We start from the raw sequence: 14,306 nt of genomic DNA, 5'->3' as shown, positions 1-14,306 counted from the left end.
GCATGGCCGGTCGGATCAAGGAAGGCGGCGGCGACGAACTCGATGTCAATCACGAGATCAACGTGACGCCGTTTATCGACGTCATGCTGGTGCTGCTGATCATCTTCATGGTGGCCGCGCCGTTGGCGACGGTTGATATCAATGTCGACCTGCCGGTTTCCAATGCAACGCCGGCACCGCGGCCCGAAGAGCCGCTTTTCGTTACGCTCAAGGACGATCTGAGCCTCGCCATCGGCAATGATCCGATGGCTCGCGAGACCATTGCCGCCTCGCTCGATCAGGTGACCGGCGGCGATCGGGAGACGCGGGTGTTCCTGCGCGCCGATGCGGCCGTGGCTTATGGGGACCTAATGGAAGTCATGAACCTGTTGCGCTCGTCCGGCTATGTGCGGATTGCGCTGGTGGGGCTGGAATCGGCCAATGCTGTGGCTGTGCCGAACGGCCAGGACGCCCAGGCAGCAGAATGACCAAGCAAGGCGACAGTTTTGTCGCGGAAGACTTTTTGCGCGCCAAGAAGGGCGACGTTTTCCTTTGGACGACGGCGAGCCTGCTGGTTATTGCCGGGCTGGTTGGCGGTTATTGGGCCTATCAGACCTTTGTGCCCGTAGAAGAAGCGGCCGGGCCGCCGGCCGGGGCGATGGTCGTCGAATTTGCCGAATTCGCCGTGTCGCCGGTGACCGAGGAACTCGACGTGCCCGAGGGCGAGCTTTCGGCTGCCTCGGAGGCGACGCCGCTGAGCGAAGCGGAGCCTGATCCCGAAGCCGAACCCATTGAGGAGCCGGAGCCGGTTGTGGAGCCGCCGCCGGAGGTTGAACCGGAAGAGGTTGCGGAGCCGGAGCAAGTCACCGAACCGGAAGAAGTGGCCGAGCCCAAGGAGGTCGTCGAGACCGCAGAGGCCGAGGTTGAGCCTCCGCCAGAGCCTGAACCCGCTGTAGAGCCGGAGCCGCCGGTTGAGCCCAAGTCGGTACCGCCGCCGGAACCCGAGCCTGTTCCTGAACCCGAGCCCGCGGTCGTGCCGGAACCGGTCGAGCCGATCATCGATGTGCCCGAAGTTGAGGTGCCGGAGCCTGCCGTGGTGATCCAGCGGCAGATGGCTACGGTCGAGCGGCCTGAGCCGGAACCTGTTGTCGAACCAGAAGAACTCGTCGAGCGGCCGGAACCAGAACCAGAACCGGTTCCAGAGCCGGAGCCGGTGGTTGAGCCAGTTGATCCGAACCTGCCGGTGCCGGTGACGATGTCGCCGCGCATTGCAGAGACGCGCGCCAATACGCCCGAAACCAAGTTTACGCCGCCGCCTCGCCGGACACCGCCGCCACAGCAGGCAGCTACGCAGGCCTCGGCGCCGAGGCCGCAGGAGCAGCAGGCGCAGCAGGCTGCGGCGCCGCAGCAGACTGCCAGCGCGGAGCCGAGCGCTTCGCAGGTCAATCGCTGGGAAACGAGCGTGCTGCGCCATATCGGCCAACGTCGCAAATATCCAGCCGATGCCCGGCAGCGCGGCGAAGAGGGGCGGGTGGTCGTGCAGTTCACGATCGACGCGGGGGGCAATGTGCAGTCGGTGAGCATCGCCGGCTCGAGCGGCTTTGCTGCGCTCGACCAGGCGGCGCGCGACCTCGTCTATGCCAGCTCGCCTGTGCCACGCCCGCCTGAGGGCTTGCCGCGCAGCCGGCTGACCATCGGTATGCCGATCGACTACGAGCGCTAATTCGCGCCTTCGATCAGCTGGCGATAAGTGTCCAGCGTGGCCCTGTCGCGTTGGTAGCGGGGTTTTGAGAGGGCAAGGTCGGCCGTTATGTGGGCGGGCGTTCCGGATAGGACCAGCACGCGGTCGGCGAGGCGGGCAGCATCTTCGGTCATATGGGTGACGAGGATCATCGTCGGCCCGTCCGCGGCGGCGACCGATGCGATCAGCTCGTACATTTCCTCGACGAGGCTGCGGTCGAGCGACACGAAGGGCTCATCGAGCAGAAGTAAGCCGGCATTGAGGGCCAGTGCGCGGGCAAGCGCGGCGCGGCGCTGCATGCCGCCCGAGAGCTGGTGCGGGTAGAGGTTTGCGTGGTCCGCGAGGCCTGTTCGGGCGAGGGCGGCCATGGCCTTTTCCGTGCTCACGCCCTTGCCGGCGGTTCGGACATTGTCTGATGTTGTCAGCCAGGGCAGCAGGCGCGGGTCCTGGAATAGAAAGCCGGGTGGGGCGGCTTCGGCGGCAGGTTGGCCGTCGATGGTCACGTGGCCGGAAAAATCGCGGTCTATGCCGGCGATGATGCGCAGGAGCGTTGACTTGCCGATGCCGGATGGACCGAGAATGGCCGTGACGCTGCCGGGCGCTATCTCGGCTTTGAAGCCAGAGAGCGTGGGGGCGACGCTGTCGGCGTAGCGCTTTTCCTCGATGGAGATGATCAGGCCTGGGCCGGTCGCCATTGCAGCACCCTCTTCTCGATGGGGCGCAGCACGCCGTATTCAATGGCAAGGACGACGAGGATGAAGGCCGAGGTGTAGGCGAGGATGCCGGTGATGTCGAAGAACTGGAAGAAGAGGCTGACGCGGTAGCCGACGCCGCCGTCGCTGCCCAAAACTTCGAAGACAAGGACGATCTTCCAGATCAGGGAGAGGCCGGTTCGCGCGGCGGCGAGGACGAAGGGCATGAGTTGGGGCAGGAAGATCAGGCGGAGACGTTTTGCTGGAGGCCAGCGCATGGCCAGGGCAAGCTCGTCGAATTCGGGGGCGAAGCTGCGTACGCCTTCGCGGATGGTCGTTGCAACCAGCGGCACCTTGTTGATGACGACGGCGAGGATCAGCGCAGTTTCGGTGAGACCGAGCCAGATATAGAGCGCGATGGCGACAACGATGGCGGGCAGGTTGAGGCCGACGAGGAGCCAACTGGAGAACAGGCGATCGAGCCAGGCCTTGCGGCCGAGCAGAATGCCGAGGGCGGTGCCGAGCAGCATGGCGAGAATGAAGGCGAGGCTGGCGCGCCAGAGCGTCTTGCTTAGATCGGTGAGAAGTTTTCCTTCCGTCGCGAGGCGCAGCATTTCCTGGCCCACTGCGATAGGCGAGGGAAAAAGCCGATGCGCCAGCACCATGGCGAGGACTTGCCAGACCAGCAGCAGGATCGGGAAGGACAGAAGCTCGAGCAGCGGCAGGGCGCGTTTACGCCCTGCGCGTGGCGGTTCGCCTATTTGCGGTAGCCCGGCCAAAATGTCCCCGGCAACAGTTCTTGGCCTTCGCCCACAACTTCGCTGCCGCCGAAGCGGGCGAGGAGGGCAAAGGTCTGTTCGGCGGCGCTCGTGTCCTCAGGATTGTAGGAGGAGACGATGCCGGCACGATAGTCGTCGCGAAGCTGCTCGAAGAGCGCGGCGTCGTCCTCAGCGCCCATCAGCACCTTGAGGTTTTCCCAGGCTGCGTCGTCGGTGATCAGCACCTCTTTTGCCGCGAAGGAGGTGTCGAGGAACTTCACGATCGCGTCGTGCTTGGCCTCGGCGGTTGCCTCAGTAAAGGTCCAGCCGAGCAGCGGCGGTTGTTCAGGGACGCCGAGTTCGGCAAGCATGGCTTTTACCGAGAGCAGTTCGTGCATGCCGGCGGCCTTGGCGCGGGCATTCCACTGCCAGAAGTTGAGGCCAGCATCGACGCCGCCATTGCCCAGCAACTCATTGACGAGCGGCGGAGCGCCGAAGCGGGCTTCTGCGATTTCCGGCAAAGTCTTGCCGGTCTTGCTGGCGAAATAGGCCTGAAGGATGACCCAGCTCTTGTCGGCTGGGCCGCCGGCGACGCCGATGGTCTTGCCTTCGAGGCCGGTTGCGTCGGTGATTTCGCTATCGGCCGGGACCATAAGGCCGCCGACTGTCAGCGAATGTGGAACCATGGTGACAAGGTTGCCGTCGTTGCGCTGGGCGGCGACCCAGACGAAGTCGGAAAGAATGACGTCGACGGCACCAGCCTGCAGAGCGATCTGCCCGGCGCGGCTATCGGCAAGGGGACGGACCTCAAGGTTGAGGCCATGGGCGGTGTCGAGGCCGAGCGATTTGATGGTCTCGATTTCCCACTGCACAGTGCCGCTTTCCTGCACGCCGATGGTCAGCGTGAGGGGCTCTTGGGCAAAGGCGGCGGACGAAGCGGCGAGGGCAAGGAGCCCTGCGCCGATGGTTTTTGCCAGCATGGTCAAGTCCGGTCTCAGGCGCCCGTAACGCGCCAGATCACGTCGCCGACGTCGTCGGCCATGAGCAGGGCCTTGTCGGCGGCGACGGCGACGCCGACCGGACGACCGAAGGAGTACTTTTCATCGGCCGAGAGGAAGTCGGTGAGGATGTCGCGCGGCAGGCCCACCGGCTTGCCGTTTTCGAAGGCGACGAAGGTGAGCTTGTAGCCGCTCAACTTGCTGCGGTTCCAGGAGCCGTGTTGGCCGATGGCCATGCCGGCGGGGAAGCCGGGCAGTGTGCCTTCGGGAACCCACGAAAGACCGAGCGAGGCCGTGTGGCCGCCGAGGGCGAAATCCGGGTGGTCCTGCTTGGAGGCGGGGTGAGCGGTGCTCTGCGGCACGCGATCGTCGACAACGCCCCAATAGGAATAGGGCCAGCCATAGAAGCCGCCATCGCGGACCGAGGTCAGGTAATCGGGCGGGGTTTCGTCGCCGAGACCATCGCGCTCGTTGACGACGGTCCAGAGCACGTCGGTGGTTGGCTCCCAGGCCATGCCCACGGCATTGCGGAGGCCGGCGCCATAGATGCGCGACTTGCCGGAGGCGATGTCATATTCGTGGATGCAGGCGCGGTTTTCTTCGGCGGCCATGCCGGCATCGCCGATATTGGTCAGCGAACCGACGGCGACATAGATCTTGGTGCCGTCCTTGCTGGCGATGAGATTGCGCGTCCAGTGGCCACCGGGGACGAGGTCCATCAGCTTCTTGCCGGGCGAGGTGATCTTGGTCGCCGAGGGATCATAGGGATAAGCAAGGAGCGCATCGCTGGCGCCGACATAGAGCGTTGAGCCGATCAGCACCATGCCATAGGGCTGGCGGACGTTCTCGATATAGGCGTGGCGAATTTCAGCGACGCCATCACCATCGGCATCGCGCAGCAGGGTCACGCGATTGGGGCTCGTGCCCGAGGCGCGGGCGCGCTGCATGGTGGCCGACATGGCGTGGTCGAAGAGCGAGCTGGGCTTGCCCGATTCACCCATGGATTCGGCAATCAGCACGTCGCCATTGGGGAGGACATAGACCTGGCGCGGGTGGTCGAGGCCAGCGGCAAAGGCATTGACCTTGAGGCCTGCGGCGGCGGTGGGCTTGTGATTGCCTTCCCAGCCCTTGGCAGTCGGCATTTTCAGCGTCGGGATGCTGCCCTGCGCCTTGGGCGCGGGAATATCGGGCTTGGAGCCATAAACCGGGGACTTGTTTTCGCCGCCATGGCGGATCGCCACGGCCACTGCGCCGATGGCGGCAACGATCTGGGCGAAAATGGAATTGCTCATCGCGGCATCTCGAATGACATGTATGGAACGGAAGCGGGCCATCTTCTTATCACGCTGTCAGTTCTGCGAAAGCCGGAATCCCTGACATAAAACGATCATCCCCGCTTTCGCGGGGATGAGGTGTTTGGAGACTTTGGTCGCGGCTTAGCGCGGCATGGGCACGAAGTCGCGGCCCGAGATATTCGAGATCAGCATATAGCTGATGGCGCCCAGTGCGTAATAGGACGCGGCCGAGGCTTCCTCGCGCGGGATGACGATGAACTGGTTCTCGCGGCAGGCGTGGAGGAATTCGCAGAAGTTCGGCATGGCCGTTTCGAGCGCGCCAATGGCATCGGCCGGGGTCTGCAGTGTGTCGGTGCGGTAGGTCGCAAAGACGAAATCGGCGTCGAATTCGGGCAGGGTCTCGGCGCTGAATTCGGCGCTTTCGCCGGCCGGGATTTCTTCGATCTTGGCCGGGAAGGTGAAGCCGGCATCGCGGAGGACCTTACCCAGCGTGCCATACGTGTGCTCGATATAGAGTTTCCCGTCATTGGCTTGGATCACGCTGGCGCTGATGGAGCCGGTATCGATCAGGCGCTTGATCTGGGCGACCTGGCCTTCGTAGCGGGTCTTCAAAACGGCGAGGCGGTCTTCGGTGCCGGTCAGTTCGGCGAGGACATCGAAGATCTCGAAGGCCGGGCGCACGTTGTCGTCGAGAACGACGGTCGGAGCGATGGCCTGGAGCTGTTCGACGTCGGCGGTCTGCCAGGCGGTCGTCAGGATCAGGTCGGGCTCAAGGGCGGCGACGGCTTCGACGTCAGCGGGGAGGTTGCCGACGAACTTGATGTCCGAATTGTCGAAATCGACGCCGGTGAGCACTTTGCTGGAGCGGATGAAGGGCGTGCCTTCCGGCGTGGTGCGGCCGTGGCTGCCGAGTGGGAAGACGCCCAGCTCGATCAGCGGGACGGTCAGCGAGAGATCGTGCAGCGAGACGATGCGTAGCGGCTTGGTGGGGATTTCCACCGTACGGCCGGTGTCGTCGGTAAAACTGCGGGTTTCCTGGGCGGAGACGGCGGTGAGCCCGGCAAGGGCCAGGATGCCGGCGGCAATCAGCTGTTTGAACATGGGAGGTTCCCTGCGGTTGAAGCGTTATTCGGCCAGCGCGTCGAGATCGCGGCCGGAAATGGCGGCGAGGACGGCGGAGGCCATCATGCCGGCGGCGGTGTAGGAGCGGGCGACAGCGTCTTCGCGCGGCACCAGCACGAAGCGTTCGCCGGTGCACGCGGTCAGGAACTGGCAGAAGCTGGGCGTGACCGTTTCGATATCGGCGATGGCATCCTGCGGGCTCTGGCCGCGCGAGGGGTCATAGGTGAGGAACATGAAGTCGGCATCGAAGGCTGGGAGTTCTTCGCCCGAGAAGAAGGTGCGCTCGGTGCCTTCGAGACCGTCGATCACGGCGGGGAAGGTGAAGCCGGCATCGCGCAGAACCTTGCCGATGACGCCGTAGGTGTGCCAGGCGGCGATCTGGCCTTCCTGGGTCAGGATGATCGAGGCGGAGATGTTTCGGTCGCCGATAACGGCTTTCACCTGGTTGACCTGCGCCTGGTAGCGCGACTTGAGGATGGCGAGCTTGTCCTGGGTATTGGTCAGCTCGGCAATGTCATCGAAGGTAGCGAGTTCGCCGCGCACATTGTCTTCGACGAAGACAGTCGGGGCGATGACTTCGAGCTGCTCGGCCGTCGCTTCCTGGAAGCTTGAGGTGATGATCAGGTCGGGCTCGAGCGCTGCGATGGCTTCGAGATCGGCGGGTGAGCCGCCAACATTGACGATGTCGGAGTTTTCAAAGGTGACGCCGGTCAGCGTCGCGGCGCCGCGCATGAAGGGGCCGGCCTCGCCATTACGACCGAAGGCGCCGACCGGGATGATGCCGAGTTCGACGAGCGGCACGGTGAGCGAGCTGTCATGCAGGGTGACGATGCGCTTGGGGGCAACGGGAACTTCGACGGTGCGACCGGCATCGTCGGTATAGGAGCGGGTTTCCTGGGCAAAGGTCGGCGCAGCCAGCAGCAGGGCGAGGCCCGCCGTGGCGATCAGGGCGGCGTGGCGGGGTAGGATCGTCATTGGTAGTCTCCAGAGTCGCTTCGGGTGGGGCCCGTATTTGACGTGGTTAGTGTGCTGCTGCCTTTAGCTGGGCGATGACCTCGTCCACGCACCAGCGCAGGGTCATCTCGCCGCCGCCTTCGGCGACGACGCCGCAATTGCCCTGGACCATGAAATCCTGGGCATGCATGCGAATGGAAAGGCGGGCCCCGGCAAGCTCGGCTTCGAGGGTAAGAAGGTCGCCTTCGTGGGCGTCTTCGGGGATATCGCCGCCGAGGGAAACGGCTGAGGTGCCGAAGCCATTTTCGGAGGCCCATTTGAGGGCGGCGAGTTCGGCCACCTGGGCCGGTTCGGGCTCGTCGGAACGCCCCTTGTAGGTCGGGAGATAGACTTCGTTGCGGCCGATGGCGTCGAGAAAACCTTCGGCGTGCTCGGCGGTCATGCGGCCATAGCGCTGGCGCTGGGGCATGACGACGAGTGAGGCGGCGAAGCGGCAGCCGCCGATATGGGTGGCCTGGACGATGTTGAACTCTGCCGGGTCGGCGATCTTGACCAGGGCCTTGTAGGTGGAAAAACCGTGGCGGGCGCAACAAGCGTCGCGCCGGCTATCGGTGCAGCAGATGATGGTGGGGCGTGTGTCGGGGGCGCCAGCAAACACCTTGCCGCCGATATAATCGCGGATGGCGGCGATCAGTTCGGCCTCGTCGGAAAAGTCGGCATAGACGTTCTCCGGCAGGGCGTGGAGCGTCGGCAGATTGCCTTCTGCCTCGACCTTGTCGACCAGCGCCACGTGCAGCTTGGCATGAGCCGCTTCGTGCAGAGCTTCAGAGAGTTCGGGCGACATATCGACCGACTCCCAGCGCGGCACCCGCCATTTGCCGCGGGGCCAGGCGAGCATGAGGACGCGCTTGGGCGCGTCACCGGTGCCGGCCAGGGGCTCGCCGCGTTCGTGGCAGAGATCGGTGCAGAAGACGTGCTTGCCCATTACTTGGCTTCTTCAAACGGAACGAAGGAACGGCCGGCGACATGCGTTTCGACGAGATCGAGCGCGAGATCGAGGCCGGCCATGGTGCTGCCGAAAGTGGGGCCAGGCAGCAGGACCATCTGGCCCTTCTGGCAGGCGGTGAGGGCCTGGCACCAGCCGGGCGCGAACTTTTCATAAGCAGCGCGGACGGCGTCGGGCGTGGCGTCGGGCTGCTGGCGATAGAAGCCGAAGATGAAATCGGCATCGAGTTCCTGGATCAGCTCGGCACTCCACGAAGCCTGGGTGGCTTCGAGCGCGGACACGGCGGCGGGCTGGGCGAAGCCGAGGTCGGAGAGGACCTGGGCAATGGCACCGAGATTGGCGCGATAGACCCAGAGTTCTTCGCCGGCCGGGAACATAAAGGTCATGGTCGCGGAGACGGCGGACGTGTCGCCGATATAGGATTTGGTGCGTTCGACATTGTCGAGATAGCGCTGGTAGCGGGCTTCGAAATTGCCGGCCTGGCCGCTGACATCGGCGAGAGTGCGGAGGGTTTCGACGAGGCCAAGGGCGCCGTTGTCGATCACCAGGGTCGGCGCGATGGCCTGAAGCTGTTCCACAACGGCCGGGTCGGTATAGGTGCCGCCGATGATGAGATCGGGCTGCAGGGCGGCGATGGCCTCTAGGTCGAGGGCATTGAACTGGCCGACATATTTGATGTCGGTGTTCGAATAGTCGATGCCGAGGGTATCCATGCCGCCGCGGAGGAAGGTCTTGCCTTCGGCATCCACTCGACCGGCGCTGCCGACGAGGGCTGCGCCCAACTCATAGAGCGGAAGGGCGACGATCTGGTCGTTGAGCGCGACGATGCGCTGCGGGGCGACGGGAATGTCGAACGTGCCGTTGGCGGCGGTGACGGAGCGGGTCTCCTGCGCCAGAGCCGGGAGGGCGAGGCCCAGTGCCAAGGTGAGAGCGGCGAGAGCAGTGCGGAAGATCATCGGATAGTCTCCACGAGAGGTCAGAGCGGAATTACTGGAGGGCGCCTTCGACCGGCGTTGCCGGATCGCCATCGGCGGCGGCTTCGAGCAGCGGCACGAGGAAGTCGACGGCGACCGGAATGGATAGAAGCTCCTGGCGGGCGATGGCCGCGAGGTGCTCATCGGTGAGGAAGATTTCGCCGCCATTGGCGCTGGCCTTGAGGAAGGGGCGGGCCGGGTAATCGAGCGACTCCTGCAGGGCGGCCGAGCCGCCATACCAGACGAGGACGTCGGCATTGATGGGCTCGATGAGTTCGGGCGAGACGAGGTTGAAGAAGGCGGTTTCTGTGATGTCGTCGAGCGCGGTTGGCGTCACGAAGCCGAATTCGTTGAGGAATTTGGCGCGGATATCGAGCTTGTTGAAGGCGCTGAATTCGCCCTCGACGATGCGGCCGACCACGGCGGTCTTGCCGGCCCATTCGGGGTGGCTTTCGCGCACTTCGGCGAAGCGGGCATGGATGGCGTCGATCTGGCGCTGGGCTTCGGCCTCGGCGCCGATGGCGCGGGCGGCGATCAGAGCGCGCTGGTCCCAGGGCAGTTCATAGTCGCCGAGGCCGCTGGGAATGGCGACGACAGGGGCAATGAGGCTGAGCTTGGCATAGAGGTCTTCATCGATGCCGGAGGCCAGGGCGATGATGACGTCGGGATTGGTCGAGGCGACCAGTTCCGGATCGATGTCGCCGGCAAAGACCACGGGTTCGCCGGTCAGCAGCGACTGGCCCCAGGGAGGCGTGGTGGAGGGGAACTTGTCGCGCCATTCGCGTACGATGACGGGGGTGACCCCGAGCTTGAGCAGGTTGCCGATGCCACCGTAGTCGAGGCTGGCGACGCGCTCGGGTTTGGTCTCGATGACTGTCGTGCCGAACTTGTGCTCGATGGTGACCGGGAATTCCTGGGCGAGGGCCGGCGTGGCAAGGGCGAATGCCAGGATGGCGGTGAGCAGGCTTGAACGAAACGACATGAAATCCTCCAAGATCAATGCGATGCGGTGGAACGGCTGCGCACCATCAACACGATGAAGAGCGGCACGCCGATAAGGGCGGTGAGCAGGCCGGCGGGAATTTGAATGGGTGCAAAGGCGGCGCGGCCGACGAGATCGGCCAGCGAGACGAGTACAGCGCCAACCATGGCGGTGATCAGCAGGTTGAGGCCGATACCGGCTGGCGCGATGCGGCGCGCAGCGTGCGGTGCGATGAGGCCGACAAAGCCGAGTGGGCCGACAACCGAGGTGGCGATGGCGGCGAGGGCCACGGCGATGCCAAGCTGTAGATTGCGGATCAGGCGGGTGCGGACGCCGAGACTGACGGCCGTCGCCTCGCCCATGCGGGTGGCCGAGGAGCTGCGGCTGATGGCGAGGAGGGCGGGAAGCAGCACGGCGCACCAGAGGCCCAGCGTCCAGACATCGCTCCAGCTTGCGGCATTGATCGAGCCGGCGAGCCAGGAGAGAGCCGCCATGGCGCGGTCGATGTCGCCATAGGTCATGAGGGCCGAGGTGATCGACGAGATGAAGGTCGAAAGCCCGATGCCCATGAGGATGAAGCGAATGGCGCTGCCGCCCTGGCGGGTATGCGACAGGCCCTGAATGGCGAGGGCAACGAGAATGGCGCCAGCAAAGGCGGCCCAGGGACGCAGGGCGCCGGAGACGTCGGGGAAGACGACGGTCAGGGTAACGACCGCCAGGGCCGCGCCCTGGCTGACACCGACGAGGGAGGGATCGGCGAGGCCGTTGCGGGTGGTGTTTTGCAATGCGGCGCCTGAAAGGGCCATCATGGCGCCGACAAGGGCGGCCGCGAGAGTGCGCGGGAAGCGGAATTCCCAGACGACATTGTCGATGGCGCGGCTGATGCTCAGGCCGCGCAAGGTGTCGATCACCTCGTTGAGCGCGACGCCATAGGTGCCGGTGGCAAGGCTTACGCAGCACGTGAGGAGCAGGACCAGCGTAAGGAGGGCCAGTGCGACGAGGGCACGGACCGGAAGGCGGAGGGCGATTCCCTCGGACTTGCTGCGGAAAACCCAGTGGTGGGCGGGAGCGGACATCAGCGGGTCCTCCGGCGGACGAGCTGGATGAAGAGCGGCGCGCCGATCATGGCGGTGATGATGCCGGTGGAGATTTCGCGCGGCGGGATGGCGATGCGCGCGATGGTATCGACGCCGAGGAGATAGACGGCGCCCGCCAATGCCGCATAGGGCACGATCCAGCGATAGTCGGAGCCGACATAGAGGCGGACGACATGGGGGATGACGAGGCCGATGAAGCCAAGCGGGCCGGCAAGGGCGACGGAGCAGGCGGTCAGCACGACGACAACGGCCAGCAGTTGAACCTTTAGCGCGCCCGTCTTTACCCCCAGCCCCTGGGCTACTTCGTCGCCCATGGCGAGGACGGTGACGCGGGGAGCGAGCAGCACGCCGCCGATAAGCGCCAGCGCGATTGGCGGGCCGACATAGAGCAGCAGCGTGATGTCGCGACCTGCGAGGCCGCCGGTCAGCCACACGCGCAGGTTCTCAAAAGTGTCCTGATCGAGCAGGTGGACCACGGAGATGACGGCGCTGAGGAAGGCGCTGATGGCCGCGCCGGAGAGGGTCAGGCTGAGCGGGGTGGCGCCGCCGGGCACGAGGCGGGCGATGATGTAGACGACGAGCGCAGCCCCAAGCGCGCCGAGCATGGCGATCCAGGGGATAAAGATCATGCTGGTAAGGCCGAGCACGCTGGTGGCGATGACCACAGCAAAGGCTGCGCCTGAGGTGAGGCCGAGGAGGGCTGGATCGGCCAGCGGATTCCGCGTCACGCCCTGCATCAGGGCGCCAGCGAGGGAGAGGCTGGCACCGACAATGACCGCCAGCACGGCGCGGGGCAGGCGGAGATTGCGCACAATAACGTGGTCGAAAACGGTCTGGTCGAAGTTGAAAAGAGCCTCGATGACGGTGCCGAGCGAGAGCTGCTTGGCGCCGACGGCGATGTGTAGCAGGAAGGCGAGGACCAGAACGCCGAGAAGCACCGGAACGCCGCTCCAGGCCCGGACGGGATGCGTGCCGGCATTGGGGGCGGCGATGGTGCTCATCGTGCGGTCACGGGTGTTGCACTGCGCATGCGCGTGCCGGAGGGGACGCAGACCATGCGGCCGCTATCGGGGTCGCGCAGCACCTTGGCGTCGAGGCCGAAGACCTGCTTCAACCGCTCGGCGGTGAAGATGTCGTCCGGCGTGCCGGAGGCGACGATGTGGCCATCTTTCATCATCACCAGATAGTCAGCATAGGCGGCGGCGAGGCTGAGTTCGTGGAGGACGATGACCAGGGTGCGGCCGCGCTGGTGGGCGAGGCCAGCCAGCAGGTCCATGAGGTCTACCTGCACCTTGAGGTCGAGGAACGTCGTGGGTTCATCGAGAAGGATGAGGTCGGTTTCCTGGGCCAGCACCATGGCGACCCAGCAACGCTGGCGCTGGCCGCCCGAGAGCGTATCGACGCTGCGATCGGCAAAATCGGTGATGCCGGCAATGTCCATGGCGCCATTGACGGCGTCTTCGTCGGCGCGGGTCCATTGGCGCAAGAGGGTCTGGTGCGGGAAGCGCCCCTGGGCGACGAGTTCGCGCACGGTCAGTCCTTCAGGAGCAATCGGGCCCTGCGGCAGGAGACCGAGCTTGGCGGCGACGCTCTTGGTATCGAGGCGGTGGATATCTTTGCCATCAAGCAGCACGCTGCCGTTGGATGGGGTCAGGATGCGCGCCATGGTCTTGAGCAGCGTGGATTTTCCGCAGCCATTGGGGCCGATCAGAATGGTGATCTCGCCGGTGGGAATCGCGAGGTCGACATTGTCGAGCACATTGGTGCCGCCATAGCCGACGCTCAGCCCGATGCCTTCCAATCGCAGCATCCGCTGCGTCGTTGCACTGCCTGACACGGGCTTTCCTTATATGACTAGGATTGTCTTGTTTTGCCTGTAGCAAAGCTCGGACAGGCATTCAAGCCGCAGCAGTACGAGTTGGTACGGATGCATTCGATGTGACTGCTACACGTCGGGTTTACCTCTATTTGTTAGGGTCTTCGCTTATGGGGCGAGGAGGGTTCCATGATGCAGCCACTTGGTATGCTGGCTATTGTTGGATTGATGGTGCTCGCAGGATGCAGTTCCGGAGAGGCGCCGTTGGTCGCTGGGGGGCCGACACCGACGCAGGCGATCGATGCCATGCTCAGCAATGCTCGTATTCTCGAACGCCAGCGGGTCGCGATTGTCGAAGATCGGGTGAAGCTTGAAGCCACCGATTGCGCCAAGCACCCCAATGGCGTTGTTACTTGCCGGGTGCGGCTCTATTCGATCGGGAGAGGCTGGTCGGCGCCGAGCATGGGGCGGTTTACGGAAACGGATGGGCGCTGGGCCTTCGATTTCTAAGGTCACGCAACCGTTTGGTCCCTGCGGCGTTGATTGAAGCGGCTCGGGTCGAGCCGTCTTCTCAATTGTGGGGTTCACATGGGCGACGCAGGTATCGGCTGGATTGCAGCGATCATTATCGGGGGTCTGGCGGGCTGGATTGCATCCAGCATCATGAAGACCAATACCGGGATTTTTCTCAACATCGTGCTCGGCATCGTCGGTGCGCTGATTGCCAGCTTCCTCTTTGGCATCATCGGCATCTCGTTCGGCGGCTGGCTCGGCTATCTGGTCGCGGGCCTCCTGGGCGCCTGCATCCTCATTGCCCTGGTCCGCGCTGTCAGGCGCTAGAGCCAAAAGTTCAAAACAAAAGGCCCGGCAGCGGTGACGCTGCCGGGCCTTT

General features: G+C 64.6%; 16 protein-coding genes. 4 read left to right on the top strand and 12 right to left on the bottom strand.

What is annotated here, in order from left to right; translation table 11 throughout:
- The first annotated feature begins 2 nt into the window (after positions 1–2).
- Together exbD and NVV77_RS15735 are read left to right on the top strand one after the other, a co-directional pair.
- Positions 3–467 (top strand): TonB system transport protein ExbD, encoded by a 465-nt coding sequence (exbD, locus tag NVV77_RS15740; RefSeq protein ID WP_295414888.1) that lies wholly within the window; start codon positions 3–5, stop codon positions 465–467.
- Positions 464–1,702 (top strand): energy transducer TonB, encoded by a 1,239-nt coding sequence (locus NVV77_RS15735; protein ID WP_295414886.1) that lies wholly within the window; start codon positions 464–466, stop codon positions 1,700–1,702. The genes exbD and NVV77_RS15735 overlap by 4 nt, the downstream gene beginning before the upstream one ends.
- Here NVV77_RS15735 and NVV77_RS15730 read toward each other — a convergent pair.
- The 12 genes from NVV77_RS15730 to NVV77_RS15675 all read right to left on the bottom strand — a co-directional run bounded on the left by NVV77_RS15730 (position 1,699) and on the right by NVV77_RS15675 (position 13,435).
- On the bottom strand, positions 1,699–2,415 hold the full coding sequence (locus NVV77_RS15730) for an ABC transporter ATP-binding protein (RefSeq protein ID WP_295414884.1): 717 nt from the start codon (positions 2,413–2,415) through the stop codon (positions 1,699–1,701). The genes NVV77_RS15735 and NVV77_RS15730 overlap by 4 nt on opposite strands.
- Entirely contained in the window at positions 2,394–3,191 is a 798-nt protein-coding gene (locus tag NVV77_RS15725) for an ABC transporter permease (RefSeq protein ID WP_295414882.1), read from the bottom strand. Before NVV77_RS15725 ends, NVV77_RS15730 begins: the two co-directional genes overlap by 22 nt.
- A complete protein-coding gene (locus tag NVV77_RS15720; RefSeq protein ID WP_295414880.1) occupies positions 3,170–4,150 on the bottom strand; it encodes an ABC transporter substrate-binding protein in 981 nt (326 codons plus the stop codon). The genes NVV77_RS15725 and NVV77_RS15720 overlap by 22 nt, the downstream gene beginning before the upstream one ends.
- Positions 4,151–4,164: 14 nt before the next feature.
- Entirely contained in the window at positions 4,165–5,460 is a 1,296-nt protein-coding gene (locus NVV77_RS15715) for a sorbosone dehydrogenase family protein (RefSeq protein ID WP_295414878.1), read from the bottom strand.
- 144 nt (positions 5,461–5,604) lie between these two features.
- Positions 5,605–6,564: an ABC transporter substrate-binding protein gene (locus tag NVV77_RS15710; RefSeq protein WP_295414876.1), complete on the bottom strand. Its 960-nt coding sequence runs from the start codon at positions 6,562–6,564 to the stop codon at positions 5,605–5,607.
- Between the two features lie 24 nt (positions 6,565–6,588).
- Positions 6,589–7,560 (bottom strand): ABC transporter substrate-binding protein, encoded by a 972-nt coding sequence (locus tag NVV77_RS15705; protein WP_295414875.1) that lies wholly within the window; start codon positions 7,558–7,560, stop codon positions 6,589–6,591.
- Positions 7,561–7,606: 46 nt separating this feature from the next.
- Positions 7,607–8,524: a sucrase ferredoxin gene (locus tag NVV77_RS15700; protein ID WP_295414873.1), complete on the bottom strand. Its 918-nt coding sequence runs from the start codon at positions 8,522–8,524 to the stop codon at positions 7,607–7,609.
- A complete protein-coding gene (locus tag NVV77_RS15695; RefSeq protein ID WP_295414871.1) occupies positions 8,524–9,501 on the bottom strand; it encodes an ABC transporter substrate-binding protein in 978 nt (325 codons plus the stop codon). The genes NVV77_RS15700 and NVV77_RS15695 overlap by 1 nt, the downstream gene beginning before the upstream one ends.
- A gap of 31 nt (positions 9,502–9,532) precedes the next feature.
- Positions 9,533–10,501, bottom strand: coding sequence for an ABC transporter substrate-binding protein (locus tag NVV77_RS15690; protein ID WP_295414869.1), 969 nt, complete (start codon positions 10,499–10,501; stop codon positions 9,533–9,535).
- A gap of 14 nt (positions 10,502–10,515) precedes the next feature.
- Positions 10,516–11,577: an iron ABC transporter permease gene (locus NVV77_RS15685; protein ID WP_295414867.1), complete on the bottom strand. Its 1,062-nt coding sequence runs from the start codon at positions 11,575–11,577 to the stop codon at positions 10,516–10,518.
- Positions 11,577–12,599, bottom strand: coding sequence for an iron ABC transporter permease (locus NVV77_RS15680; RefSeq protein WP_295414866.1), 1,023 nt, complete (start codon positions 12,597–12,599; stop codon positions 11,577–11,579). The genes NVV77_RS15685 and NVV77_RS15680 overlap by 1 nt, the downstream gene beginning before the upstream one ends.
- The gene (locus NVV77_RS15675) at positions 12,596–13,435 is read right to left on the bottom strand and encodes an ABC transporter ATP-binding protein (protein ID WP_367178636.1); all 840 of its coding nucleotides are present in this window, start codon (positions 13,433–13,435) and stop codon (positions 12,596–12,598) included. The genes NVV77_RS15680 and NVV77_RS15675 overlap by 4 nt, the downstream gene beginning before the upstream one ends.
- A gap of 168 nt (positions 13,436–13,603) precedes the next feature.
- Here NVV77_RS15675 and NVV77_RS15670 point away from each other — a divergent pair, with 168 nt between their 5' ends.
- Positions 13,604–13,924: a hypothetical protein gene (locus NVV77_RS15670; RefSeq protein WP_295414865.1), complete on the top strand. Its 321-nt coding sequence runs from the start codon at positions 13,604–13,606 to the stop codon at positions 13,922–13,924.
- Positions 13,925–14,002: 78 nt separating this feature from the next.
- Complete coding sequence (locus tag NVV77_RS15665; RefSeq protein ID WP_295414863.1) at positions 14,003–14,254, top strand: GlsB/YeaQ/YmgE family stress response membrane protein; 252 nt, start codon at positions 14,003–14,005, stop codon at positions 14,252–14,254.
- Positions 14,255–14,306 lie beyond the last annotated feature (52 nt).

The organism is Devosia sp., assembly GCF_024707125.1.
Lineage (GTDB): Bacteria > Pseudomonadota > Alphaproteobacteria > Rhizobiales > Devosiaceae > Devosia.
Note: the sequence above shows the minus strand (reverse complement) of the source record. Positions and strands in the feature narration are given on the sequence as shown.